The organism is Serratia sp. C2(1) (assembly GCF_036352655.1).
Lineage (GTDB): Bacteria > Pseudomonadota > Gammaproteobacteria > Enterobacterales > Enterobacteriaceae > Serratia > Serratia inhibens.
In genome coordinates, this window is record NZ_JAZFBA010000001.1 from 2,138,213 (window position 1) to 2,164,118 (window position 25,906).

The 25,906-nt window shown below is 57.6% G+C and carries 24 protein-coding genes, 2 tRNA genes and 1 other RNA gene; 9 read left to right on the top strand and 18 right to left on the bottom strand.

From position 1 onward, the window contains the following. Positions 1-187 precede the first annotated feature (187 nt). Positions 188-934 (top strand): carbon-nitrogen hydrolase family protein, encoded by a 747-nt coding sequence (locus tag V2S86_RS10010; RefSeq protein WP_330762287.1) that lies wholly within the window; start codon positions 188-190, stop codon positions 932-934. A gap of 27 nt (positions 935-961) precedes the next feature. Next, positions 962-1,630, top strand: a complete 669-nt coding sequence (gene exoX, locus V2S86_RS10015; protein ID WP_330762288.1) for an exodeoxyribonuclease X — start codon at positions 962-964, stop codon at positions 1,628-1,630. A 33-nt stretch (positions 1,631-1,663) separates the two neighbouring features. On the opposite strand, the gene V2S86_RS10020 is transcribed toward exoX, so the two are convergent. The 6 genes from V2S86_RS10020 to V2S86_RS10045 all read right to left on the bottom strand — a co-directional run bounded on the left by V2S86_RS10020 (position 1,664) and on the right by V2S86_RS10045 (position 8,563). Next, positions 1,664-3,697 (bottom strand): S9 family peptidase, encoded by a 2,034-nt coding sequence (locus tag V2S86_RS10020; RefSeq protein ID WP_330762289.1) that lies wholly within the window; start codon positions 3,695-3,697, stop codon positions 1,664-1,666. Between the two features lie 68 nt (positions 3,698-3,765). Next, positions 3,766-4,419 (bottom strand): tellurite resistance TerB family protein, encoded by a 654-nt coding sequence (locus V2S86_RS10025; protein WP_330762290.1) that lies wholly within the window; start codon positions 4,417-4,419, stop codon positions 3,766-3,768. A 168-nt stretch (positions 4,420-4,587) separates the two neighbouring features. Beyond that, positions 4,588-5,166, bottom strand: a complete 579-nt coding sequence (locus tag V2S86_RS10030) for a TorD/DmsD family molecular chaperone (protein ID WP_330762291.1) — start codon at positions 5,164-5,166, stop codon at positions 4,588-4,590. 41 nt (positions 5,167-5,207) lie between these two features. Further along, the gene (locus V2S86_RS10035; protein WP_004943097.1) at positions 5,208-5,945 is read right to left on the bottom strand and encodes a phosphatase; all 738 of its coding nucleotides are present in this window, start codon (positions 5,943-5,945) and stop codon (positions 5,208-5,210) included. Positions 5,946-6,026: 81 nt separating this feature from the next. Continuing rightward, positions 6,027-6,968 (bottom strand): glyoxylate/hydroxypyruvate reductase GhrA, encoded by a 942-nt coding sequence (gene ghrA / locus V2S86_RS10040; RefSeq protein ID WP_330762292.1) that lies wholly within the window; start codon positions 6,966-6,968, stop codon positions 6,027-6,029. Between the two features lie 128 nt (positions 6,969-7,096). After that, entirely contained in the window at positions 7,097-8,563 is a 1,467-nt protein-coding gene (locus V2S86_RS10045; protein WP_330763184.1) for a peptide MFS transporter, read from the bottom strand. Between the two features lie 509 nt (positions 8,564-9,072). Here V2S86_RS10045 and V2S86_RS10050 point away from each other — a divergent pair. From V2S86_RS10050 to V2S86_RS10060, 3 genes are all read left to right on the top strand, one after another. Further along, positions 9,073-9,162: transfer RNA gene (locus tag V2S86_RS10050), tRNA-Ser, on the top strand. 46 nt (positions 9,163-9,208) lie between these two features. Continuing rightward, a non-coding RNA gene (locus tag V2S86_RS10055) (RtT sRNA) lies at positions 9,209-9,329 on the top strand. A gap of 224 nt (positions 9,330-9,553) precedes the next feature. Then, positions 9,554-9,643: transfer RNA gene (locus V2S86_RS10060), tRNA-Ser, on the top strand. 226 nt (positions 9,644-9,869) lie between these two features. Here the strand turns inward: V2S86_RS10060 and V2S86_RS10065 are convergent. Further along, a complete protein-coding gene (locus V2S86_RS10065; RefSeq protein WP_330762293.1) occupies positions 9,870-10,226 on the bottom strand; it encodes a helix-turn-helix domain-containing protein in 357 nt (118 codons plus the stop codon). Between the two features lie 294 nt (positions 10,227-10,520). On the opposite strand from V2S86_RS10065, the gene V2S86_RS10070 reads away from it, so the two are divergent. Together V2S86_RS10070 and sdeB are read left to right on the top strand one after the other, a co-directional pair. Further along, complete coding sequence (locus V2S86_RS10070) at positions 10,521-11,723, top strand: efflux RND transporter periplasmic adaptor subunit (RefSeq protein ID WP_330762294.1); 1,203 nt, start codon at positions 10,521-10,523, stop codon at positions 11,721-11,723. 24 nt (positions 11,724-11,747) lie between these two features. Further along, the gene (gene sdeB / locus V2S86_RS10075; protein ID WP_330762295.1) at positions 11,748-14,891 is read left to right on the top strand and encodes a multidrug efflux RND transporter permease subunit SdeB; all 3,144 of its coding nucleotides are present in this window, start codon (positions 11,748-11,750) and stop codon (positions 14,889-14,891) included. Between the two features lie 82 nt (positions 14,892-14,973). Here sdeB and V2S86_RS10080 read toward each other — a convergent pair whose 3' ends face one another. The 9 genes from V2S86_RS10080 to hinT all read right to left on the bottom strand — a co-directional run bounded on the left by V2S86_RS10080 (position 14,974) and on the right by hinT (position 22,183). Continuing rightward, positions 14,974-15,459, bottom strand: a complete 486-nt coding sequence (locus V2S86_RS10080) for an RrF2 family transcriptional regulator (protein ID WP_330762296.1) — start codon at positions 15,457-15,459, stop codon at positions 14,974-14,976. Positions 15,460-15,748: 289 nt separating this feature from the next. Next, entirely contained in the window at positions 15,749-16,285 is a 537-nt protein-coding gene (locus tag V2S86_RS10085; protein WP_330762297.1) for a glycine zipper 2TM domain-containing protein, read from the bottom strand. A gap of 360 nt (positions 16,286-16,645) precedes the next feature. Beyond that, the gene (locus V2S86_RS10090) at positions 16,646-17,950 is read right to left on the bottom strand and encodes an NAD(P)/FAD-dependent oxidoreductase (RefSeq protein ID WP_330762298.1); all 1,305 of its coding nucleotides are present in this window, start codon (positions 17,948-17,950) and stop codon (positions 16,646-16,648) included. Positions 17,951-18,282: 332 nt separating this feature from the next. Beyond that, positions 18,283-18,825 carry an alpha/beta hydrolase YcfP gene (ycfP, locus tag V2S86_RS10095; protein ID WP_330762299.1) on the bottom strand — a complete coding sequence of 181 codons (543 nt, stop codon included), beginning with the start codon at positions 18,823-18,825 and terminating at the stop codon, positions 18,283-18,285. An 81-nt stretch (positions 18,826-18,906) separates the two neighbouring features. Beyond that, complete coding sequence (gene nagZ / locus V2S86_RS10100; RefSeq protein ID WP_119803330.1) at positions 18,907-19,926, bottom strand: beta-N-acetylhexosaminidase; 1,020 nt, start codon at positions 19,924-19,926, stop codon at positions 18,907-18,909. A 31-nt stretch (positions 19,927-19,957) separates the two neighbouring features. After that, a complete protein-coding gene (gene thiK, locus V2S86_RS10105; protein ID WP_330763185.1) occupies positions 19,958-20,830 on the bottom strand; it encodes a thiamine kinase in 873 nt (290 codons plus the stop codon). Next, the gene (lpoB, locus tag V2S86_RS10110) at positions 20,811-21,404 is read right to left on the bottom strand and encodes a penicillin-binding protein activator LpoB (protein ID WP_330762300.1); all 594 of its coding nucleotides are present in this window, start codon (positions 21,402-21,404) and stop codon (positions 20,811-20,813) included. The genes thiK and lpoB overlap by 20 nt, the downstream gene beginning before the upstream one ends. A gap of 26 nt (positions 21,405-21,430) precedes the next feature. Further along, on the bottom strand, positions 21,431-21,820 hold the full coding sequence (locus V2S86_RS10115; RefSeq protein ID WP_330762301.1) for a YcfL family protein: 390 nt from the start codon (positions 21,818-21,820) through the stop codon (positions 21,431-21,433). A gap of 12 nt (positions 21,821-21,832) precedes the next feature. Next, positions 21,833-22,183 (bottom strand): purine nucleoside phosphoramidase, encoded by a 351-nt coding sequence (gene hinT / locus V2S86_RS10120; protein ID WP_330762302.1) that lies wholly within the window; start codon positions 22,181-22,183, stop codon positions 21,833-21,835. A 243-nt stretch (positions 22,184-22,426) separates the two neighbouring features. Between hinT and V2S86_RS10125 the strand changes: the two genes are divergently transcribed. Beyond that, positions 22,427-23,332, top strand: a complete 906-nt coding sequence (locus V2S86_RS10125) for a transporter substrate-binding domain-containing protein (RefSeq protein ID WP_330762303.1) — start codon at positions 22,427-22,429, stop codon at positions 23,330-23,332. On the opposite strand, the gene V2S86_RS10130 is transcribed toward V2S86_RS10125, so the two are convergent. Beyond that, positions 23,329-23,706 (bottom strand): winged helix-turn-helix transcriptional regulator, encoded by a 378-nt coding sequence (locus V2S86_RS10130; RefSeq protein ID WP_330762304.1) that lies wholly within the window; start codon positions 23,704-23,706, stop codon positions 23,329-23,331. The two genes, V2S86_RS10125 and V2S86_RS10130, sit on opposite strands and share 4 nt — an antisense overlap. A 100-nt stretch (positions 23,707-23,806) precedes the next feature. Between V2S86_RS10130 and V2S86_RS10135 the strand changes: the two genes are divergently transcribed. Then, positions 23,807-24,553: an SDR family oxidoreductase gene (locus V2S86_RS10135; RefSeq protein WP_330762305.1), complete on the top strand. Its 747-nt coding sequence runs from the start codon at positions 23,807-23,809 to the stop codon at positions 24,551-24,553. Positions 24,554-24,591: 38 nt separating this feature from the next. On the opposite strand, the gene V2S86_RS10140 is transcribed toward V2S86_RS10135, so the two are convergent. After that, on the bottom strand, positions 24,592-25,896 hold the full coding sequence (locus tag V2S86_RS10140) for an Nramp family divalent metal transporter (protein WP_330762306.1): 1,305 nt from the start codon (positions 25,894-25,896) through the stop codon (positions 24,592-24,594). Positions 25,897-25,906: the final 10 nt, after the last annotated feature.

Sequence of the window (25,906 nt, forward strand, 5' to 3'; positions counted from 1 at the left end):
GCCATCATGAGTAAGGGAATGGATAGCAAGAAAAATGCGAAGAAGAAGCCGTTGAAAACCCCTGCAGAGAAACGTGCAGGCAAACGCGCCAAAAAAGGGCAAACGTCCGGCGAGTAAGCGAACTTCTAACCGTAATTAAACCCGCCGAGGCGGGTTTTTTGTTGCCTAAAACCGGAGTGAATAACCGATGCCCCGCTTGACTATCGCCGCCGCTCAGTACAGCGCCGTGGCGGCTGATATTGACCGCAATTTGGACCACCATTTGACATTTATCCGCCAGGCCGCTGCACAACATGTGCAGTTGCTGATTTTTCCTGAACTTTCGCTGACCGGTTACGAGCTCAATGCTGCCCGTCGTTTAGCCCTTACGCTTGACGATCCGCGTTTGCAGCCGCTAGCCGATGCGGCTAAACAACAACAGATGACGCTTGTTGTCGGCGCTCCGCTCAATGATGGCACTGAGTTGTTTATAGGCGCACTCACGTTCAGCCCCGACGGCAACAGAAATGCCTACACCAAACAACATCTGCACGGTGCGGAAAAAGAGATATTTTATCCCGGCAATGGCGGCCCACTGTTGACGGTAAGCCAACGGCGGATCGCCCTGGCGATTTGCGCTGACACCGCACACCCAGAGCATGCCGCCGATGCCGCAATAGCCGGTGCTGAGATCTACGCCGCCGGCGTGTTGGTTTCTCAAGCCGGTTACCCCATCGACAGCTCTAACTTGGCGAGTTATGCGCAACAACATGGCATTGTCACCTTGATGGCTAACCATGCCGGCCCTACCGGTGGCTGGATCCCTGCCGGGAGAAGCGCAATATGGGATGAAACGGGTCAACAGGTGGCCAGCGTACCAGATAGCACCCAGGGGTTGCTGATTGCAGAAAACCGCCCCAACGGTTGGCACGGGCGTTACTGCCGGTTAAGCTAACGCTGAGCTGTTGCCCCAGAGGAAACCATGATTTTACGCGTAATCGACACTGAAACCTGCGGGCTGGACGGCGGCGTGGTGGAAGTCGCCTCCGTCGACCTGATCGACGGTCAAATCGCCAACCCGATGAGCGATTTAGTCAGCCCCGATCGGCCCATTGGCATTGAAGCGATGGCTATCCACCATATCACCGAGCAGATGGTCGAGGGTAAGCCACGCATCGCGGTGGCGATCGGCCGCTATCTTGGCAGCCCCTACTATGTGGCGCACAATGCGGCTTTCGATCGCGGCGTGCTGCCGGAAATGCGCGGAGCCTGGATATGCACCATGAAGCTGGCGCGCACCCTGTACCCGGACATCAAATACGGTAACCAGTATCTGCGCTATGCGCTGAATCTTGAGGTGCAATTGCCGCAAGACACCACGCTGTACCCGCACCGGGCGCTGTACGATTGCTATGTCACCGCCGCACTGCTGCAACGCATCATCCAGGATTCAGGGTGGACGCCGGAACAAATGGCGCAAATCACCGAACAGCCGGTGCTGCTGAAGAAGTTCAAATTCGGCAAGTATCGCGGGCAGGAAATTGATCGCATTGCGCAGGAAGATCCCGGCTATCTGCGCTGGATGTTGAAATCCATTGAAGATCTCAGCCCTGACATGAAGCATACGCTGAAATACTATCTGATTGGATGAAAAAGCGGGCAGCAACCGCCGCCCGCCTGCAGGTTACTTCGCCAGCGCCAAAATAAAGGCGTATTCCAGCGCAATGTCCTCATAGGCTTTGAAACGCCCGGACTTGCCGCCGTGGCCGGAATCCATATCGGTATACAACAGCAGCTGACGATCGTCGGTTTTCAGCTCGCGCAGCTTCGCTACCCACTTGGCCGGTTCCCAGTACTGTACCTGCGAATCGTGCAAGCCGGTTGTCACCAGCATGTGCGGGTAATCTTGCGCTTTCACCTGATCGTACGGGCTGTATTGTTTGATGTAATCGTAATACGCCGGCTCGTTCGGGTTGCCCCATTCGTCGTATTCGCCGGTGGTCAGCGGGATAGACTCATCCAGCATGGTGGTCACCACATCGACAAAAGGCACCTGCGCCACGATGCCGTTAAACAGCTGCGGCGCCTGGTTGATCACCGCCCCCATCAGCAGGCCACCGGCGCTGCCGCCCATGGCGAAGACCCGTTTGGCGTCGCCATAACCCTGCGCGATCAGCGTTTCGGTCACGTCGATAAAATCGTTGAAGGTATTTTGCTTCTTGAACAGCTTGCCGTCCTCATACCACAGCTGCCCCAGCTCGCCGCCACCGCGAATATGCGCCAGGACGAAGACAAAACCGCGATCCAGCAGGCTCAAGCGGCTGGCGCTGAAGGCCGGATCCATGCTGCTGCCGTAAGAGCCGTACCCGTAAACCATCAGCGGGTTGCTGCCCCGAATAAAACGATCCTGGCGATAAACCAGCGAGACCGGCACCTCGACGCCATCACGCGCCTTCACCCACACCCGCTCGCTGCGGTAATTTTCCGGTGTGAAGTTTTTCACTTCCTGCTGCTTGAGCATCACGCGCTCGCCGCTGTCGAGATTAAGCTCATACAGCGTGGTCGGCGTGGTCATCGAAGAGTAACCGTAGCGCAGCAGTTCGGTTTCCGGCTCCGGATTGTAGGCCAGCCAGGTGGTATAGGTCGGATCGTCGAAAGCGATGCGTTTCACTTCACCGCTCTGCCAGTGGATCTGGCGCAACTGGGTCAGGCCTTCACTGCGCTCTTCCACCACCAGCCAATCACGGAACAGGCTGAAGCCCTCCAGCATCACCTCGACACGCGGGGCGATAAGCTCCTGCCACTGCGCCTCATCCGCCTGCTCGCTCTGATACAGGCCAAAGTTCTTGCCGTCCTTGTTGGAGCGGATATAGAAATGCTGATGGTAGTGATCGATACCGTATTCATGATCCTTGCGGCGCGGCACAAACATCTGCGGCGTGCTGTCGGCGCGGTCGGCATCCAGCAGCAAAATCTCCGAGGTGGTGGTACTGCTCAGGTGGATCAGAATAAAACGTTCGGAGGTGGTTTTTTCCAGCCCTACGTAGAAGGTGTCGTCCAGCTCTTCGTAGATCAGTTGGTCGTGCTGCGGATCTGTGCCCACCACGTGGCGATACACCTGATAGGGCAGCAGCGTCTTGGCATGTTTGCGCACGTAATAAACGGTGGCAGAGTCGTTAGCCCATTCGAAGCTGCCGGAGGTGTTTTCCAGCACTTCGTCGGCCCAACTGTCGTCGCTCAGATTTTTAAAGCGAATGTCATACTGGCGGCGTGACAGAAAATCCTCCGCTACCGCCAGTTTCTGGTTGTCCGGGCTGACTTCCAGCCCGCCGAGGGTGTAAAACTCGCGTTTTTCAGCGCGCTGATTGCCGTCGATCAGCGTATCCCAGCGTTCACTTTCCGCCTGCGGCTGACGAACATAAATCGCGTATTCGTTGCCCGGCTCAAAACGGGTCTGATAACGGTAACCCTGCCTGACATAAGGCACCGAGTGCTCCTGCTGGGGAATACGCGCCACCATCTCTTCATACAGCGTTTCACGCAGCGCCTGCTGCGGTTTCAGCATCGCGTCGGTAAAGGCGTTTTCCGCTTGCAGATAGTCCAGCACCTGGGGATCTGCGCGCTCGTCGTCGCGCAGCCAATAGTAGTCATCTACGCGCGTGTCGCCGTGGGTAGTGATAGGATAAGGCCGTTTTTCTGCCTTAGGGGGTGTCATCATTGCTAAATCATCCGCTTACCTTGATTAAGGCAAGAGTGACACGATTCCCCCTGGCTTGCCAAGCGGCGCTACGCCAGCTCGCCTTTTTTCTCGTTGACGTCGTTCTCAATGCCCTGCTTGACGTCCGCAGGGATCTTCAATGACTGCGCCAACGCATCGAGATAGCCGCGCTCCATAAAGTGATCGACGTCGATCACCATGCAACTGAGGTAGTACACCTCAAGCGCTTCATCTTCGTTTTTCACGCTCTGGGCGATCAGATCCGGGTTTAACGGTTGGTCGATCGCCTCCTGCACCCATTTTTGCGCTTCCTCGCCCACCTGCAGTTGTTCCAGGCTGTGGTCAATGGCGCGTTTTTCTTCCGCATCGATATGGCCGTCGCTCTTGGCGGCAAACACCAGCGCCTGCACCAACCGTTTGGCGCGCAGATCCACCGGCGTGACCTGCAGACCGTACTGCGGTTCGTCCTGATGAGTTTCCTTCACCCGCTGCTTGTATTTATTCCACAACACCGCGCCAACGGCCGCGCTGCCGCCGATAATCAAGGCGTTTTTGCCGAACTTGCCCACCAGCTTGCGCGAAGACTTGTTTGCCAGCAAAACGCCCACCAGCCCCCCCAACGCGGTCGGGGCCAGCAGTTTGCCTATGCCTTCCGCCCCACCGATGGAACCGGCCTTTTGCCCAATCATCGATTGAATCTGCTGCATCCAGTTATTTTTCATGCTCTACCCTTTGCGTGAGAAAACGAGGCGCGCAGGCACGGAAAAGCCAACCGCCGATGAACTGTCAGAGTAGGGGATTTTTTGTCAACTTACGTATGGGGGATGAAAACCTGTGTTTAACGCGGAGAAAACGATGACGGGCCACGCAGGCCCGCCATTTTCAGTGCTTCAGCCCTCTTCGCCCGGCTGTTCTTCGTCCTGCTCATACTCTGCCAGTTCGTCACGCATCGCCTGAATCGACTCACGGGCCAGCAGCGCCAACGTACGGTAAAAACCGGTGGTGGCGTGCGCTTCCACTTTACCGAGGAAACGGCCGCACCAAGGCAGCAGGTATTCGTCAAACAGGGTGATTTGCGCCTGCACTTCGTCTTCCTGCGATTGATCTTCCAGCCAGGAGGCAGCCAGCAACAGAGAGCCGAAGTGATCGGCCGGCGCTTCGCCAAGCGGCATGCCGCGTTGCTGCAGGAAAGTGCGGACGTCCGCCTCCGTTGCCCCTTCCACATAAGCGGAACGGAACGGCGACACGCTGCATTCGCTGCCGACAAACATCGCGTTGAAATCGGCGGAAAGCAGGTTCACATCGCACCCCTGCTGCAAGCGCGCCAGCAGTTCGTCCTGCTCCAGCGGCCAGTGTTGCTGCAGCTTACCCTCTTTAATCAGCGTAAACAGCGGCACCAACAGCGGATCTTGCGGCTGACGGTAAAACAGCGTACCCAGCACGCGGCAAACAACGGAAAACTCATTCATGATAATGCCTTATACAATACGGAAAATTTGCCGGGACGATGTCACAAATCGGCCAATTCCGCAATCGCCGGCTTGCCGCGCCGCTCGAGAAAGTCCAGCAAGCGCCGTGGGCTGACGTTGAGGATCCGTTCCTGCGGGAATTCCACTTCAGCGATAATGCGCTCACAATGCTCGAAGCCGCCGAGTGAGAAAGCGATATGCGAATCCGAACCCAGCGCCAACCAACCGCCTGCATCACGTACCGCGGCGGCAATCGCCCGGCAATTGTCCTCGCTGCCCTTGCGCGAATGGGTGAATGACGAGTTATTCAGCTCCAGTGCCACTTCATACTTCGCAGCCGCTGCAGCGACCGCCGCGATGTCGATCGGGTACCTCGGGTTGCCGGGGTGGCTGATAATGTGCACATCCCCTTGCGCCATCGCGGCAATCATCGCTTCGGTATTGGCCGCCTTGTCCTGCGGCGCAAACACCGGCTCGTGGAAACCGGCGATAATCACGTCGACTTCGTTCAGCATCGGTCCGGTGCAGTCGATATCGCCCTGCAGGTTTTTGATGTTGGCCTCGATACCGCGCAGGATCCCTACGCCATCCACCAGGCGCGGCCAGACGCGCATATTCATAAAATGCCAGTAATGCGGCGCATCGGCCATATCCGGGCCGTGATCGGTGATGGCGAACAGTTTGATGCCCTTTTGGTGGGCTTCGACGATGTAATCATGCAGCGTGCTGTAGGCGTGGGTGCTGGCAACGGTGTGCATATGCAAATCGACAGGGTACATTATTTCTCCTTCTGGCGGCCTGCCAAAGGGACGGCGGCAGGCCGGGTTACTTGTTAGCTTAGCAGGTGAGTCACCGAAAGGTCAGTAGCCAAGTTGCACATCCACCACCCCTGCCGGCGTTTGCCCGGCCTCTAGAGTGCGGATGTTGGCCGCTATCTGGTCCATCGCCTGTTCCGGCAAGGTGATGGCAGCAATATGCGGGGTAATGGTGACACGCGGATGACGCCAGAACGGATGCGCCTGCGGCAACGGCTCATTGACGAACACATCCAGGGTGGCGGCGGCAATCTGCCCCTGATCCAGCGCCTGCAAGAGATCGTCCTCAACCAGATGCGCACCGCGGGCGATGTTGATCAGATAGGCTCCCGGCACCAGGTGCACGAACAGGTGGCGATTGAGGATACCGGCGGTTTCCGGCGTGTTGGGCAGCAAGTTGATCAGCAACCGGGTTCCCTCGAGAAACGCAGTGCGCTGCTCCGCGCCGGCAAAACTCTCGACGCCATCGATCTGCTTGGGGCTGCGGCTCCAGCAGCGTACGTTAAAACCGAACTCCACCAGCTTTTGCGCCACGCTTTTCCCCAGCACGCCTGCACCGAGGATACCAATGGTGAAATTATCCTGCTGATGGGGATCGAGCGGCTGCCATTTTTGCTGCTGTTGCAGCAATTGGTACTCGTCGAAACGACGGAAATAACGCAACACGTAGCTCAACGCATATTCCTGCATCTGCTGCGCCATGCCGGTATCTTCCAGCCGCAGCAGCGGGACGCCAGCCGGTAACGTGCCGGGATGCAGGCGCTCTTGCTCGAGAATGGCATCTACGCCGGCCCCCAGGGCAAACACCCCTTTCAGTTGCCGGCGGTTAGCCAGCATCTCCTGCGGCGGACGCCACGCCAGCGCATAATCCGCCGGGCGATCGTCACCGGGTTGCCATTCGCGAACCTTGGCCTGCGGCAGACGCTGTTTGATGCCTGTCAGCCAATCCTGGGCGTTAAATAAGGGGTGGTAATAAATGATGTTCATCGGTCAGGCTCCGTCTGTTTTTTATGCATTTCCATCCAGACTTCCGCGATTCGCCGACAGATGCAAGCGCTAAAGCCAAAAACGCAAACAGCCCCGACCAGTGGGGCTGTTTTTTGTCCTGCGGGATCTCAGGCAACGACGGGGGCGTCGTGCCTTATCAACCGACGCAGCAGCGGGATCAGGATCAACATCACCACGCCAACGCCCGCCGCACCCCAGCCCAGCGCACTGAATATTTCGCTGTAGCCGGGGTTGGTCAGCGCCGGAGTGCTGCCGCTGTTTTCCGGCATCAGGCCGGAGACATAGCCCGCCAACACCGAAGCGACGCCGGTGACCATCATCCAGCAGCCCATCATGACGCCCTGATAACGCGGGGGCGCCAACTTGCCGATCATCGCGTAGCCGATCGGGGAAATCATCAGTTCGCCAATGCTCTGCAGTATGTAGCTGATGGCGATCCATTTAAACGCCACCAGCCCGTCGCCGCCGGCCAGGCTGATGCCCAACGGCAATACCAGCATGCCCAATCCGATGCAAAACAGCGAGCCGGAGAATTGCAACGGGATATCGATATTGCAGCCGCGAGCTCGCAAGCGATTAAACCACCAGGCCATCAGCGGCCCGCCCACCACAATCACCAGCGTATTGATATTCTGGATCCACTGCGGAGCGACCTGAATACCGTAGACGTTCAGGTTGATATTATGCTCGGAGAATAGCATCAGCCCCATAGGCGCCAACTGGTACAGCGCCCAGAATACCAATGAGCCCAGCGCCAGAATCAGATAGGCCACCATGCGACGGCGCTCTGTGCGCGGCTGGTGGCGCAGTGTGACTACGCACAGCATCAGGAAAATCAGTACGCCGAGACCAATCACGAAGTGGCCGCTGAATTCCGCATGGGTCAGCATCACCCGGATAACGGGCACCAGCGCCACCAATACCCCCAACCCGACCAGCATACGCCAGCGGTATTGCGCGCGGCTGGCGTCATGCAGCGGTGTGTTGAGATCGGCCAGAATGCGCCAGCGGCTGACGGCGACGATAATCGCCGCTGCATTGCCTAACGTGGCAAACAGGAACAGCGCGCGGTAGTTTTCGCTCAACTGGAAATAGCCGGCCACGGTAAAACCGACGAAGAAGCCAAGGTTCATCCCGGCGTAGTTCCACAAAAACGCCGATTCGCGCCGATCGTCATCCGGTTTGAAGCGCTGGGTGAGCATCATATTGATGCAGGTGACGTTCAGCCCGCTACCGGTCAGGAACATCGCCAACCCCCAGTACAGACCCCAAACGCCCGCCACGGCAATCAGCGCGCAGCCGATCACCTGCAACACCATACCCAGTACGAACAGGTTCCGGTTACTCAGAAAACGCCCGCCCAGGTAACCGCCGAACATATGCAGCCCATAGTTGAAGGCGCCGAACACGCCCATCATGGCGTTGGCGCTGCCCTCGCTGAAGCCCAGGCGTTTGGTGGCGTAGAGCACCAGCGTGGAGTACAGCACGGCAAAACCCAGCGTGGCGAAGATTTGGATAAAAAACAGTGCCCCGGCGCCCGGGGGAATGGCGTGGCGCTGATGCGCCGCCGGCATGGAGTCCGATGGAGTCAAAGTGAACCTCTGCTGCATGATGCACGTCGTATTTCAAGCCACAGCACCGCCGGCTGGCCGTTGAAATTCGTCGAGTCTGTTATTTTAAGTGATCAGTCCCTGTCTGCGTTATCGCCTGCGTACGGCCCGGCAACCTGCGCGGCGGTGTGATATTCCTTGCCAAATCCTCCGCGTCAGCAGCGATCTATTTAGCGATACATATGACTAATAATCCAGTATTAATGCATATAACAGCACAGTATAAGACTTGGCTGCTGGTATATTGAGCTAATGTATACCAAGGCGTTCAAACATTATCCTGCAAGATAATTTAGTACCGTTATTATCCCTCCGGTACGCGTTGACCAGCGGTTTATCGCTCGGGAAATCAGCAAATTGCTGCAACTTTGGCTAAACAGTCATTGTTATGTCACAAGAGGGTTGACGCTGAGATCAGATTCTCCTACATTAGCGCCCGTCGACAGCGCAATGCGTTAGCGATGCTACAAAACGGTGAGGTGTCTGAGTGGCTGAAGGAGCACGCCTGGAAAGTGTGTATACGCGTAAGTGTATCGAGGGTTCGAACCCCTCTCTCACCGCCAAATTCTGAAGAGAAAGCCTGGATTCGCGTCCAGGCTTTTTTGCTTTTATAAATCCCCGCAGAGAGGGGTGAGAAGCCTCGACAGGGTTTGACAAAACGCATGCGTTTTGGACCGCCAAAGGCGGCCCGTAGGGTGAGCGCAGCGAATCAACCCCTCTCTCACCGCCATATTCTGAAGAGAAAGCCTGGATTCGCGTCCAGGCTTTTTTGTTGCCCGCAATACAGGGAAAATGCCCGCAGACCTAACCGTCCACAGAGTTTGCCGCCATTTTCAACAAACTGAGCAGCGCGTGAGCGGACGCGCCGAAACGCAGAAATTCTGCTTGACCGGTTCGCCCCCACTCCCTATAGTAGCGCCCCGTTGCACCAGAGAGTACGCAACGAAAAAATACGGTGAGGTGTCTGAGTGGCTGAAGGAGCACGCCTGGAAAGTGTGTATACGCGTAAGTGTATCGAGGGTTCGAACCCCTCCCTCACCGCCATATTCTGAAGAGAAAGCCTGGATTCGCGTCCAGGCTTTTTTGCTATATAAATTCCTCCATCAGGAGGGGTGAGAAGCCTCGACAGGGTTTGACAAAACGCATCGCGTTTTGGACCGCCGAAGGCGGCCCGTAGGGTGAGCGCAGCGAATCAAGCCCTCCCTCACCGCCATATTTTATGAAAAAGCCTGAACGCAAGTTCAGGCTTTTTTGTTGTCTGCAATCCGCCTCAGTGTGCGCGGCTAGCGGCGATCTGCGGCTGCATCACGGCGCGGCGCCAGTCGCCCGGGGTCTGGCCGAATTGGCGTTTAAAACTGCGATTGAAGGATTGCTGCGAGTCAAAGCCGAGGGATATCGCCACGCTGACAATAGGCTCGCCGCTGTTGGCCAGGCGCTCTGCGGAAACCTTCAGCTTCTGCATGCGGATATACTCCCCCAACGCATAGCCGGTCTGGCGCTTGAACATGCGCTGCAGGTGCCATTTGGAATATCCCGCGCGGTCCGCCACGGTATTGATATCCAGCCTCTCTTCCAGATTGTTGTCAATCCATTCAATCAAATCAGTAATAAAACCCGTGCTGTTCATGCTGACGCTCCCATGACATTGGCAGGTAAGTCCGCTGCCCGATATCACTACGTTGCAGCAGTTTCGCATTAAATGCAATTTTTATTATTGCATTTATCGGATGGGCGCTTCTATAATCCACTCAGTTAATGTAACCGATATTAATACATTAATGTGACAACAATGTGTTTCAAAACCTAACGTTGTGCCGATGAACGACACAACCGCTCTGCCGCCGGTCACAGGCCAGGGACGTTACCCGGATAACAGGGCCGGGTGTATGGCCTGACCGCGCTCACCCATGGAATAAAAATAATGCCAAGCCAGCCAAACTCATTGTTTAACGCTCACAGCATCGGTTTCAGCACGCGCCTTTCAGCGGTAGCGCTGCTGGTCGCCCTGCTGGCAGGGTGCGACAACAGCGTCGCTCAAAATGCGGCTCCCCCGCCACCGGCCGTCAGCGCCGCTAACGTGGTGATAAAACCGATCAGCCAATGGGATGCCTTTAACGGCCGGATCGAAGCGGTGCAAAGCGTTCAACTGCGCCCGCGGGTTTCCGGCTATATCGATAAGGTGAATTACACCGAAGGCGATGAGGTTAAAAAAGGCCAGGTACTGTTCACCATCGACGATCGCACCTACCGCGCCGCCCGTGAGCAGGCTCAGGCCGAACTGGTACGAGCGCGTAATCAGGCGGCGTTGGCCCGCAGTGAATCCAGCCGTACCGAGAAACTGATCGGCACCCAGGCGATCTCGACCGAGGTATGGGAACAGCGCCGGTCCTCCGCCGCACAGGCGCAAAGCAACGTGCTGGCGGCCCAGGCTCAGCTCGATATCGCGCAGCTTAACCTCGATTTTACCCGGGTGACCGCCCCGATCGACGGGCGCGCCAGCCGAGCCATGATCACCGCCGGTAACCTGGTCACCACCGGTGATGGCGCCAGCGTGCTCACTACGCTGGTGTCGCTCGATAAGGTCTATGTCTATTTCGACGTTGATGAAGCCACCTTCCTGCGTTACCAGAATATGGCGCGCGACGGCCAACGTAGCCAGGATCCGCAGGCGAAATTGCCGGTCAAGGTCGGCCTGGTGGGTGAAGACGGCTACCCGCATCAGGGCGTTGTCGATTTTACCGATAACCAGCTGAATGCCGGCACCGGCACCATTCGCATGCGCGCGCAGCTCGAAAACCACGAGCGCCGCTTCACCCCAGGGCTGTTTGCACGGGTGCAGATGCCCGGCAGCGCCGAGTTCAACGCCATGCTGATCGACGATAAATCGGTGATGACCGATCAGGACCGCAAATTCGTTTATGTCGTCGATAAGGACGGCAAGGCGCAGCGGCGCGATATCGAAGTGGGCCGGGTGGCGGATGGATTGCGCATCGTGCAAAAAGGCCTGGCGGCGGGCGATCGAGTGATCGTCGACGGCATGCAGAAAGTGTTTATGTCAGGGATGCCGGTCAATGCGAAAACCGTCGTGATGGCAGCCAACACGCCCGCTTCCGCAGTCAACTAAGCCACCAGCAGAGAACCCTGACCCATGGACTTTTCCCGTTTTTTCATCGACCGGCCGATCTTTGCCGCGGTGCTGTCGATCCTGATTTTCGTCGGTGGCGTTATTGCGATCCCGCTGTTGCCGATCAGCGAATACCCGGACGTAGTGCCTCCGAGCGTGCAAGTGCGCGCCCAATACCCGGGCGCCAACCCGAAAGAGATTGCCGAAACGGTGGCTACGCCGCTGGAAGAGGCCATCAACGGCGTCGAACACATGATGTATATGAAATCGGTGGCCGGTTCTGACGGCGTGCTGGTGACCACCGTCACCTTCCGCCCGGGAACCGATCCCGATCAGGCGCAGGTACAGGTGCAAAACCGCGTGGCGCAGGCCGAGGCGCGCCTGCCCGAAGACGTGCGTCGCCAAGGGGTCACCACCCAGAAGCAATCCCCGGCCCTGACGCTGGTGGTGCATCTGGTTTCCCCTTCCGGTAAATACGATTCACTGTATCTGCGTAACTACGCCACCCTGAAGGTCAAAGATGAGTTGGCCCGCCTGCCGGGCGTCGGCCAGGTGCAGATTTTCGGCGCCGGTGAATACGCCATGCGCGTCTGGCTGGATCCCAATAAGGTCGCCTCTCGCGGGCTGACCGCCTCTGACGTGGTCACCGCCATGCAGGAGCAGAACGTGCAGGTTTCCGCCGGCCAACTGGGCGCGGAGCCGATGCCAACGCGCAGCGATTATCTGCTCTCCATTAATGCCCAGGGCCGCCTGCAAAACGAGGAAGAGTTCGGCAATATTATCCTCAAGAGCGGCGACAACGGCGAGATAGTGCGTCTGCGCGACGTGGCGCGCATTGAAATGGGGTCCGGCAGTTATGCGCTGCGCGCCCAACTCAATAATAAGGACGCCGTCGGGATCGGTATCTTCCAGGCACCGGGCGCTAATGCCATCGAGCTGTCCGACGCGGTGCGGGCCAAAATGGCCGAGCTGTCGACCCGCTTCCCGGATGGCATGAGCTGGAAATCGCCGTACGACCCGACGGTGTTCGTCCGCGATTCGATCCGCGCGGTGGTAGATACCCTGCTCGAAGCGGTGCTGCTGGTGGTGCTGGTGGTGATCCTGTTCCTGCAAACCTGGCGCGCCTCGATCATTCCGCTGCTGGCGGTGCCTATTTCCATCGTCGGTACCTTCGCCGCGCTGTACCTGCTGGGCTTCTCGCTCAATACGCTTAGCCTGTTCGGGCTGGTGCTGGCGATCGGTATCGTGGTCGATGACGCCATCGTGGTGGTGGAAAACGTCGAACGTAATATCGAGGAAGGTTTATCGCCGCTGGCGGCGGCGCACCAGGCGATGCGCGAAGTGTCCGGGCCGATCATCGCCATCGCGGTGGTGCTGTGCGCGGTATTCGTGCCGATGGCATTTTTGTCCGGCGTCACCGGCCAGTTTTACAAGCAGTTCGCCGTCACCATCGCCATTTCGACCGTAATTTCGGCCATCAACTCGCTGACCCTGTCGCCGGCGCTGGCGGCATTGCTGCTGAAACCGCACGGCGCGCCGAAGGACATGCCATCGCGCCTGATTGACCGGCTGTTCGGTTGGCTGTTCCGCCCGTTCAACCGCTTCTTTGCCAGCAGCTCGCAGCGCTATCAGCGCGGGGTTTCCCGTGCGCTCGGTAAGCGCGGCGCGGTGTTCGTGGTGTACGTGCTGTTGCTGTGCGCCGCGGGCGTGATGTTTAAAACCGTGCCCGGCGGATTTATCCCGACGCAGGATAAACTTTACCTGATTGGCGGGGTGAAAATGCCGGAGGGCGCGTCGCTGGAGCGTACCGATGCGGTGATCCGCAAAATGAGCGCCATCGGCCTGAGCGTCGACGGGGTGACGGACGCGGTAGCCTTCCCCGGGCTGAATGCATTGCAGTTTACCAATACGCCCAATACCGGCACCGTGTTCTTCGCGCTTGAATCTTTAAGCACCCGCACCCGCAGCGCGGCGCAGATCAACGCCGAGATCAATGCGCGCATCTCGCAGATTCAGGAAGGGTTCGCCTTCTCGATCATGCCGCCGCCTATTCTCGGTATCGGGCAGGGTTCGGGTTATTCGCTGTATGTTCAGGATCGCGCCGGTCTCGGATATGGCGCGCTGCAGACCGCGATCAACACCCTGTCGGGCAGCATCATGCAAACGCCGGGCATGAGTTTCCCGATCTCGTCTTATCAGGCCAACGTGCCGCAGCTGGAGGCGAAAATCGATCGTGACAAAGCCAAGGCGCAGGGTGTGCCGCTCAACGCGCTGTTCAGCACGCTACAGACTTATCTGGGGTCGTCTTACATCAATGACTTCAACCGTTATGGCCGCACCTGGCAAGTCATCGCACAGGCCGACGGCCAATTCCGCGATAGCGTGGAGGACATCGCCAACCTGCGCACCCGTAACGACAAGGGCGAAATGGTGCCGATTGGCAGTATGGTCAACATCAGCACCACCTACGGGCCGGACCCGGTGATCCGTTATAACGGTTTCCCGGCGGCGGACCTGATTGGCGATGCCGATCCGCGCATCCTGTCGTCTACGCAGGCAATGAGCGAGCTGACGACGATGGCCGCCAAACTGTTGCCGAACGGCATGAACATCCAGTGGACCGATCTGAGCTACCAGCAATCGACCCAGGGCAATGCGGCGATTATCGTGTTCCCGGTGGCGGTGCTGCTGGCGTTCCTGGCGTTGGCCGCGCTGTACGAAAGCTGGACGCTGCCGCTGGCGGTGATCCTTATTGTGCCGATGACCATGCTATCGGCGCTGTTCGGCGTCTGGTTGACCGGCGGCGACAACAATGTGTTCGTGCAGGTGGGGCTGGTGGTGTTGATGGGGCTGGCCTGCAAGAACGCCATTTTGATCGTCGAGTTCGCCCGCGAGCTTGAGTTGCAGGGCAAAGGCATTATGGAAGCGGCGCTGGAAGCCTGTCGCCTGCGGTTACGGCCGATCGTAATGACCTCCATCGCCTTTATTGCCGGTACCATCCCGTTGATTCTGGGCCACGGCGCCGGTGCCGAAGTGCGCGGAGTGACTGGTATCACGGTGTTTGCCGGCATGCTGGGCGTGACGCTGTTCGGGCTATTCCTGACGCCGGTGTTCTACGTGACCCTGCGCCGCATGGTGACGCGTAAAACACAGCAACAAACGGCATAAAAGTTCGCCTGCCTGCCGGCCGTGGCAGGCATAAAAAAGGTCGGGCTAAGCCCGACCTTTTTCTTTGCATCAACACCGCAGATTATTTATCCGCAGCCTCCGCAAGTTTTGCCGTTTCCGCCACATATTCCGCGCAGCTACGCTTATCGCCACGCGCCAACTCGGCCAACGCATCCGCAACCGTATGGCGCTCCAGCACCGCCAGCGATGCCTCTTCAGCCTCATTGACCACCGACTTGAAATACCAGCAGGCATTGGCGCTGACCAGGCAGCGGGCAGGCCCTTCCGGCCGAGCAGCCCAAATGCGTTTATCGTCAATGACGGACAAATAGATATCCCGCAGGGTGATCTCTTCCACAGGGCGGCCAAGGTGAATCGACCCGTTGCGGCCCAGCGTGGAAACGATGATGCCGTTTTTGGTCAAGGGCACCATCAACTTGCGGATGAAACTGGGGTTGGCTTCCAGACCGGCGGCAAGGATCGCGCTGGTCGAACGCAGGCCCTGCTTTTCAGCCAAGGCTACGCTAAGTACCATTTGCAATGCTGTCGGAAAGCGGAAATCTAGCATGTCTTTATCTCTGTCTCCGGGAGACCAAAATCTCAGGCTTGGCCGGTGCGGCATACCGCCATAACACCCGCTCAATTGCACAATAATATAACAAATATTGCCGCATTATTGAAGTTATGCCCTGGGAAATCGCACGGATACATTAGCGTAAAAGATGCCGTTGGTACCGGTTCGAGGCAAAGCGGTGGCGTAATAAAGCAGAAACCCGCGTCAATATTAATGCCGCTCGCTTAACTGCGTTAAACGATCAGAACTAACACTGTCCGCGGGTTTAATTCTTAAACTGTGATCAGGCTTTGTTCAGCACCAGTTGGCCGCTTTTATCCAGCGGGATCTGGGTGCCGGGATCGTGATCCATACGGATCTTGCCCTGCTGATTGCCAATCTTGTAGGTCACATCGTAACCCAGCATTTTCTGTGATTTGTCGTAGACCGTTTTGCAACGCTGTTGCGTGCTGGTGGTTGTGTCGTTATTTTGCATCGCCCCCTGCACCTGATTACCGGCATAACCGCCACCCAGCGCACCAACGACTGTCGCAACGTCACGACCACGACCGCCGCCAAACTGATGACCAATCACGCCACCGGCTACCGCACCCAACACGGAACCGGCAATGCGGTTTTCATCCTGCACGGGCGCACGGTGTGTGACGGTCACATTGCGACATTCCTGACGCGGGGTTTTGATGGTTTCTTTAATCGGCGTTGCGGCGAGCACCTGCGCAAATTGCGGACCGGAAGAAAACACGTCCATGCTTGCCACCGCGGCAATACCCAGAGCGGCTGCAATACCAATCCCAACACCGGCTAACATTGACTTGTTCACAGGAAATCCTCCTGAAAGTGTTACCACGCATTTGTACCGGGAACGCTACCTACATTGCGCCGCGCTTATTATTTTGCGCATGGGCGGCACGTGGTATCCCGGTTTACGGCGTGCGCGACGCGCCGTCTGTAAACGAGATAAAGTCTGCACAATGTTCCAAATCCCCGCAATAAGACAATGTGACCAAAGATGCTGGAAATCACGGTTCTCCCCGCTGTTTAGGAGGAATCTTAAGAATTTTACCCATGCCGACGAAATTTTGTGCTGGCCACGGATCCCGTAACGGCCGATACCGCCTGGCGCTGGCATAAAAAAACCCACGCGGGCGAACCGGCGTGGGTGAGTCGTTGACTGCGGCTTTTAGTGCATTTTCAGACGCGGGCGGATTACCCGGTTGATACCGCCAACCAGCATCATCAGACCGGTTTTGATGTAGCCATGCAGGGCGACCTGATGCATGCGGTACAGCGAGATATAGACGAAGCGCGCGATGCGCCCTTCTACCATCATCGAACCGCGCATCAGGTTGCCCATCAGGCTGCCGACGGTGCTGAAGCGGGACAGCGAGACCAGAGAACCGTGGTCTTTATACACGTAGGGTTTCAGCGTCTGGCCATTCATCAGCGCCAGAATATTGGTGAAACAGCGTGACGCCATCTGGTGCGCCGATTGGGCGCGAGGCGGCACAAAACCGCCGCCTTCTTTCGGGCAGGAAGCGCAGTCACCGATAGCGAAAATGTTCGGATCGCGCGTGGTCTGCAGCGTCGGCTCCACCACCAGCTGGTTAATCCGGTTGGTTTCCAGCCCGGCGATGTCCTTCATAAAGTCCGGCGCCTTGATGCCGGCCGCCCATACCATCAGATCGGCATCGATAAATTCGCCGCCCTTGGTATTCAGGCCGTTGGCGTCCGCGCTGGTGACCATGGTGTTGGTCAGTACGCGCACGCCCAGTTTGTTCAGTTCCTGGTGCGCAGCGGCGGAAATGCGCGGCGGCAACGCCGGCAGAATGCGCTCGCCCGCCTCAACCAAAGTCACGTTCAACGCGCTGTTGTCCAGGCCTTCGAAACCATAGCTGTGCAGCTGTTTCACCGCATTGTGCAGCTCGGCGGAGAGTTCCACGCCGGTGGCGCCGCCGCCGACGATGGCAATGTTCACCCGCCCTTTCTGCCCCGGCTGCGCCGAGAATTTCAGGAACAGGTTCAACATTTCATTGTGGAAACGGCGTGCCTGATGCGGGTTATCCAGGAAGATACAGTGATCTTTTACGCCTGGGGTGCCGAAATCGTTCGAGGTGCTGCCCAGCGCCATAACCAGAATGTCGTAAGGCAACTCGCGCTCAGGCACCAGTTCTTCACCCTGCTCGTCGCAGATTTGCGCCAACTGCAGCGTTTGGGTTTCACGGTTAATGTTGGTCAGCGATCCCAGCTGGAAGCTGAAATTGTGGTTACGCGCGTGCGCCAGGTAGCTCAGCGCGTCCACGCCGTCATCGAGGGAACCGGTTGCTACTTCATGCAGCAAAGGTTTCCACAAATGGCTGTGGTTACGGTCCACCAGCGTGATCTCGGCTTTGTGCTTGCGGCCGAGCTTATGGCCCAGGCTGGTCGCCAGTTCCAGACCACCGGCGCCACCGCCGACAATAACGATTTTTTTCTTTGGCGTTGTCAAAATAACCCCCTAAATGTGAACCAATTGTTATCCAAGGGTAAATAAATAATATCCTTAGAATACATATGGTTCGCTTAAAATAAACCTGCTATCTAAAGCCAGAATAGCATGTGAGGTTATTTGGTCATACCAAAATTGACGTACATCAAACTTTTTTGGTTAAAGGCTGGACGAGGGGGATTTTTGAGGATTGCGATTCAAATAGTTAGCGCTGCGTCACAGTTTTAAATTTTGCCGCCGGCCAGGAAAAACAGGGCATTTTTGATAAAAAATGCCGCAATTCTTGCCGGTAAAAAGCAATCGCTGCGGCGGCGCCAGGCGTTATGAAACTGTTAAAGCAGGCTCTTGAATGCCTTGATGCGTTGTAGATGCGGGGAGATATTTTTGAATTTGTGGGTCTGTTGTTCATCCCAGACGATTTCGTAGTAGTTGTGCAGCAGTTCCGCACTGCGCTGGCTGTCCAACACCTCATCCTGCCGGGAAAGCACCACCAGGCAGCGATCGCGGTTTTTTTCGCGGAAATCCTCGACACACTTGGTGGCGATATCGCGGTACTCTTCCGGCCGGTCGATTTTGCCCTGCATATGTTCTTCAGGATACAGATTAGGGTTGAAGATCGCCTGCCGGATACCGCACAGGAAACCGATGCGTTCGGCCCAGAAACCGCCCAGCCCCACCCCGCAGATCAGCGGATGCTTATCCCCCTCCTGCTGAACCGCCTTGTCCACCTCTTTCAACAGATGTTGCATATCATGGCGTGGGTGCAAGGTGCTGTAGCTGATAAAACGCACGTCCGGGTCAATGAACTGCAGTTGTAAAACCTTTTCATGATTGCCGGGACTGGTGGAATCGAAGCCATGCAAATAGATAATCATATGGATCCTCGCAACAAGCTGAGGGCCGCGCCGCAGCCCTCATCATTTACTACTACTACGCCGCATTACGACGCCCTGGGTTCACCCGGCGCTACGCTGTTTATGCTCTTCCCAGCGTTCGCTGAGCGCGCTCAGCTCTTTATGCGCCTGCTGCCAGCGCGCGGAATCACGCAATTCCTGACGGGTGAACTGACCGCGATGATATAACTGCTTCACCCGCTCTGCTTTGACCGGGGACAGGTTATCCAGCACGCTGACCGCACCCTGGCGGTTATTGCACACCAGGATCATGTCACAGCCGGCATCCAGCGACGCCTGGCCGCGCTCAGCGTAACTGCCCATGATGGCGGCCCCTTCCATCGACAGATCGTCGGAGAAGATAACGCCGTCAAAACCCAGCTCCTGGCGCAGGATTTGTTGCAGCCAGTATGGCGAACCGCTGGCCGGGCGCGGGTCTGCTTCAGTATAGATGACGTGCGCCGGCATCACGGCGTCCAGCAACTGGCGGTTAATCAATTCGCGGAATATCGCCATGTCATGCTCGCGGATCTGCGCCAGCGGACGTGGATCGCGCGGGGTTTCTTTATGTGAATCCGCACTGACGGCACCATGGCCGGGGAAATGCTTGCCGGTGGTTTTCATCCCGGCGCTGTGCATGCCCAGGATAAAACGCTCGGCCATCGCCAGCGCCTGTTGCGGGTCGCTGTGGAATGAACGTTCGCCAATCGCCGCGCTGACGTGGCCGATATCCAGCACCGGCGCGAAGCTGATATCGATATCCTGTGCGATCATTTCCGCCGCCATCAGCCAGCCGGCCTCCTGCGCCAGACGCCCGGCCTCATGCGCTTCGTTCAATGCGGCGAACGACTGCGCCGCCGGCAGGCGAGTGAACCCTTCGCGGAAACGCTGAACCCGCCCGCCTTCCTGATCCACCGCCACCACCAGCCGATCGTGGGAAGCCTCGCGGATTTGGCGCACCAATTCACGCAACTGCTGCGCATCGTGGAAGTTGCGGGTGAACAGGATAAGTCCGCCGACCAGCGGGTGTTTTAAAATCTCGCGTTCTTCGGCATCCAGCTCATAGCTGGCGACATCTAACATTACTGGGCCCACGGCCACCTCACTTCATTATTCATTCAGAACATGGGGATGATGATAAACAAAAACGCCGGCGCTGCACTGCGCCCCAGCGTAAAAATTCGCTATCGCCGGTCTGTTGCCAGCGCACTTCAAACCATAACAACATCAGGTAATCCACCCACGGCAACCAGCATCGCACCTGCGCGCTCAACCGCGGCAAATCGTGGTAGCCCTCGTGGACATAATGCTGCAAAAAACGCTGCTGATTGGCAGTGGACCACGCGTTACCGCGAAACAGCGCGGCAATTTCCAGCGCGATGTCACCGTCGGCGGCGTACTCCCAGTCAATCAGCCGCACTCCTTCGCCCTGTACAATCACATTGCCCGGATGAATATCCATATGCAGCGGGGCTATTTTCAGCGGAGAGGGCTGGCTGGCATGCAAGAAACGCTGATGCAACCGCAACCAGGCAGGCGTCAGACGCCGGCGATCCAACTGCTGCCAGTAGCGGGCAAACTGCCGATGCAGGTTCAACGGGTAACCGCTGAGCGGCCGCTGGTGCAAACGGGCAACCAGTCGCGCCAGATCGCCATGCTGATTCAGGCGTATAAAATGCGTCTCGGTGACAACGTCACCAGACAACCATTCCAGGATAATCCACTGATTATTCTGCATTAAAACCTGCGGACCCAAGCCCTCGCCGGCGCTGCGCAGCACGCGAGCCTCTCGCCGCCGGCTAACGCCAAGCGCGGTTTTCTCTGCGCTTTGTTGGCGCGCCAACAGTTGCACGCCCTCGCCTTCGATACGCCAACTTTCGCCGGTCAGCCCCTGCACCGGGCTTAAACGACAACCGGCGGTTTTCACCGCCGGCAGCTCGTTTTCAATCAGTCTTCGCAGCGTGGCCTCAGCGGGTAACGGCGCCATTACCTGACCAGACGATTTCACCGGTTTGCACCAGCATCAACTGCATATCCAACGTCGGAGACTTCACGTCGCCGCTAACATCGCTGTACAACACGTACTGTGCGCTGACGATCCGCGCCAGGCCAATGGCCTTGCTGCGTGAGCCCAGACTGTCATCCGCCGACAGGCCCAAGGTTTGTTTGGCGGTCGCCAATTGCGCTTCCGGCACGATGGAGAAGGTGTGGTTCGACGCCAGCGCCTTGTGCAGCGCGGAGGTGGCTTTAGCGGTTTGCAATGCACCGTTGGTGTTGTTCTTCACGCTGTCCAGCAGCAGCACGCTGCCCGGGTTGACACCGTCGGCCTTCAACATCTGGTTCACCAGCGGCTGTACGCTGCTCAGCCAATCAAGTTGCTGAATTTTTGGCGGTTGAGGTACCTGCTCGCCAATGGGCGGCTGGGGTTGTGGCACCGGCTCTACCACCACCGGTGGCTTGACCGGCTCAACGGTGGCCGGCGGCTGTTCCGACTCGGGGGGACGTGACAGACAGCCGCTTAACATCAAGGCGGCCAGTGCGACAAATAGATACTTTTTCATTATCCCTCTCCAACTAAAGCAAGAGCTTACAAGAATAGATGCAGACGCACGCGTTTGGCATCGAGGTTGCCGTTAATCGAGTAAATTTCGGCGTCGGAATTCGGCGCAACGGTAATGGTACGCGGCGGCTCAAAGGGCCGGATATCCAGCCCCTGATTGTCATACCAGTAAAAACGGTAATGCACCGTTACCGGCGTTGTTTGGCTGTTGCTGAGCACCGAAGTGGCCATCACGCGCCCGGAGGCATCCGCAATCGATGGATTGTCAGCCACTATACCTGCGGTAAGCACCGGCGAATCCATCACCACCGTCTGCCGTTCGTTAACCGCAATGCCGGGCCGATTGCTGCAGCCCATCAGAATTGCGGCGGGCAACGCCAGCGCCATCAGGCAACGCAGGGTTTTGCTATAGCGCATGATTGACCTCGGTTAGCGGGACAGCAGTGGCCCCAACGAGCGGCCACCGACCAGATGCATATGAATATGATAGACCTCCTGCCCGGCATGGCGATTGCAATTAATAATCAGGCGGTAGCCATCTTCGGCAATGCCTTCCTGTTCGGCAATTTTCGCCGCGGCGGTGATCATGCGGCCCAACGCCGCTTCATGCTCGACGGTGACGTCGTTCACCGTTGGGATCAAGATATTGGGTACGATCAGAATATGGGTCGGAGCCTGAGGTGAAATATCACGGAACGCGGTGACCAGTTCGTCCTGGTAGACCACATCAGCAGGGATTTCGCGGCGGATAATTTTACTGAAAATCGTTTCTTCGGCCATCTGGCATTCCTTGTTGAGGAAAATAATCTGTACGCAGTATGAGTGACAAATTCTACTGCTTTCAACCTGATTGCGCACTTTCCGCGTCGAGTGGTGCAGAATCAGGCAATCGACGCCTTTGTCATGGGATTACCGCGGCAATCATCTGATTTTTTTTCACTTTGGTTATTCACTATTGTTGCTTTACTTGCCTGTTGCCACCGCCAATAGTAACTCCATGATTAACAACGGATAGAGAACATCATGCCACTCAAAACCCTGGCGCTGGGCGCGCTGCTGCTGTGCGGTGCCGCCCAGGCGGAAAGCAAAAGCATTATCGATCTGCAGGCCAATCAGCAACATTTGCGTGCGCTCAAAAACCCGGCCGCCGTAGCCTTGATTCCGGCGAATTACCATTTTGCCGTACCGGGCAAGTTAACCGTAGCGGTGGCGTCTGAAAATTCCCCGCCGCTGGCGCTGTTTGCCGAAGACAATAAAACCTTGATCGGCAGCGACCCGGATATTGCACAACTGGTGGCGGACAGTCTGGGGCTGGAACTGAATCTGGTGCCGACCTCTTGGGAGGACTGGCCGCTTGGCATTACTTCCGGCAAGTACGATGCCGCCATTTTTAATATTGCCGTCACCAAGCTGCGGAAAACCAAATTTGATTTCGCCACTTACCGCGTAGATACGCTGGGTTTTTATGTGAAATCCACCAGCAAGATCGCCTCAATCAACCAGCCGGCGGACGTTGCCGGGTTGCGGATTATTGTCGGCTCAGGCACGAATCAGGAAAATATCTTGCTCGGCTGGGATAAACAGAACCGCGCCAACGGCCTGGCGCCGGCGCAACCGATTTACGTCACCGATGATGCCGCCGCCAACCTGAGCATTCAGTCCGGGCGTGCCGACGCTTTCTTTGGGCCCCATTCCACCGGTGCCTACAAAGCGGCGCTAACCGGCAGAACCAAAATGGTCGGCATCGGCCCTAACGTCGCCTACGTAGCGGTGACCACCAAAAAAGATAACGGCCTGGTTGCCGCCATTAACGCCGCCATCAATGGCGTGATCGTCAGCGGCGAATATGCCCAGGTGTTGGACCGCTGGGGCGAGCACGATGAAAAGGTAGAGCGTTCCACCATTAACCCGCCGGGGATCGGCGATTAGCCACCGCTCAGTTGCGGGGCGTGTGCACGCATCCACTCGGCCAGTGAATCCAGCGTCGGGCGCAGAGATGTGCCCAGCGCCGTGATCCGGTATTCAACGCGCGGCGGGACTTCCGGGAATACCTGCCGCGTAACCAGACCGCGCTGCTCGAACTGCCGCAGTTGACGCGTCAACTCTTTCTGGGCGATTGGCGCCACCGCGCGCTGCAACTCACTGAAGCGCACCGGGCCGTCTATCATGATCAACCTGTAAAGGATCGGGATCGCCCATTTACCCGCTACCAGATTCACAAACCCCACCATAGGGCAAGGCTCGTCTGTTGCCGGCATCGCCGTTAAATTTTTTTCCGCTGCCGAAAGCGCTGCCGTCGTCATTTCATCCCACTCCGTACCTTAGTATCCAAAAGGTGCCTACTATGCAAAAGATACTATAGCGCAAATAATGGCCCTACCAACGGAAAACAGGAGGCAAGCTATGTCGCGACTTAAAGGTAAATACGCATTGATCACCGGCGGCACCAGCGGGATTGGTCTGGAAACCGCGCGCCAGTTTATTGCCGAAGGCGCCACCGTGGCGATCACCGGCCGCAGCCAAAGCGGCCTCGACGCAGCGGGAAAAGCGCTGGACGACCTGCTGTTGTTGCGCAGTGACGCCGGGGATATCGGCCAACAGCAAGCTTTAGCCCAGCAGTTGGCCAGCCACTGGCCGCGCCTTGACGTGTTGTATATCAACGCCGGTGACGTCACCCACCTTCCGCTGCAGGAATGGGATGAGGAGAGCTATCAGCGGCTGATGGACATCAACCTCAAAGGGCCCTTTTTTTTAATTCAGGCGCTGCTGCCGCTATTAGCGAATCCAGCCTCGATTATTTTGTGCGGCTCGGTCAGCGCGCATATCGGCCTGCCGCTAAGCAGCGTTTACGCTGCCAGCAAGGCCGGCCTGCTGTCGCTGGCCAGAACGCTTTCCGGTGAATTGCATCCGCGCGGTATCCGGGTCAACGGCCTGAGCCCAGGCCCGACCGAAACACCGGCATTGGGCAAGCTGGGTTTGAAAGAAGAGGATGAGCAGGCGCTGCGCAATGACATCCGCGCCTTGGTGCCGATCGGCCGCATGGGCACGCCGCTGGAACTGGCAAAGGCGGCGGTGTTCCTCGCGTCTGACGAATCCGCGTTTATGGTCGGGGCCGAACTGCAGATTGATGGCGGAGTGGGCAACCTTTAACGAAAATGAGAGAGGCCGTGTGCGCGGCCTCAGAAAGTCTAGCCCAGACCGGGAATGGTGACGCCGAACGTCTGCAGCAGCAGCACCATGTTGAGCAGGATGATAATCACCGTACCGATGATCGATACCAGGCTGGTGAGGCGGCTGTTCACAAACTCGCCCATGATGTCGCGGCGGCGGGTAAACATCACCAGAGCGATCATCGGCGCCGGCAGCGCCAGGCTAAGCACCACCTGGCTGTAGACCAACGCATCCGTCGCATTAACCCCTAACGCCACCACGATAAACGCCGGGATCATGGTCACCAGGCGACGCACCCACACCGGGATGCGGAAGCCGACAAACCCCTGCATAATCATCTGGCCCGCCATGGTGCCCACCACCGAACTGGAAATACCGGAGGCAATCAACGACATCAGGAAGATCCCGGCAGCGGCGGCGCCAAACAGCGGGGTCAGCGTATGGTACGCCGTACCAATCTCCGCCACGTCGCTGTTGCCTGCATGGAAGGCGCTGGAAGCCATGATCACCATGGCAATATTCACCAGCCCGGCAATCGCCAGTGCGATCACCACTTCGATATTGGAAAAACGCAGCAGTTTGCGCCGTTCGCCGTTATCGCTGGCCGGCGTTCGGTGCTGGGTCAGGCCCGAGTGCAGGAAAATGGCATGCGGCATTACGGTGGCACCGATAATCCCGACGGCAATGGTCAGCGCCTGCGCATCCGGCAACTGCGGCGTTACCATGCCGGTGCCCGCCGCCAGCCAGTCGACCGGCACGATAAACATCTCGGCGAGATAACACAGGGCAATGATCGCCACCAGCCCGCCAATCATCAGCTCGACCGGGCGGAAACCTTTCTTTTCTACCATCAATAATGCATAGGTGATCACCGCCGTCACGCCCATCCCCGCCAGCAACGGCATGTGGAACAGTAAGGCGAGCGCGATAGCCCCACCCAGGAACTCCGCCAGATCCGTGGCCATTGCCGCCACCTCGCTAAGCAGCCACATGCCGATCACCACCGGGCGCGAGAATTGATCGCGGCACATTTCCGCCAGGTTACGGTTGGTGACGATACCCAGCTTGGCCGACAGCGCCTGAAACAGCATGGCAATAAGGTTGGCCATCACCACTACCCACAACAGGCTGTAACCGTATTTTGAACCAGCCTGAATATTGGTGGCGAAATTGCCGGGGTCCATGTAAGCAATGGAGGCAATCACCGCCGGCCCGGCGAACAATAGCGGCGTGAACGCGCCGCGCTTACGCCCGGCCAGTGCGTTACCAATCGCGGTATTGGTCCGTTCGGTTAACGATGTGGTGGTTGCCGCCTCACGCATGTTTTACCCT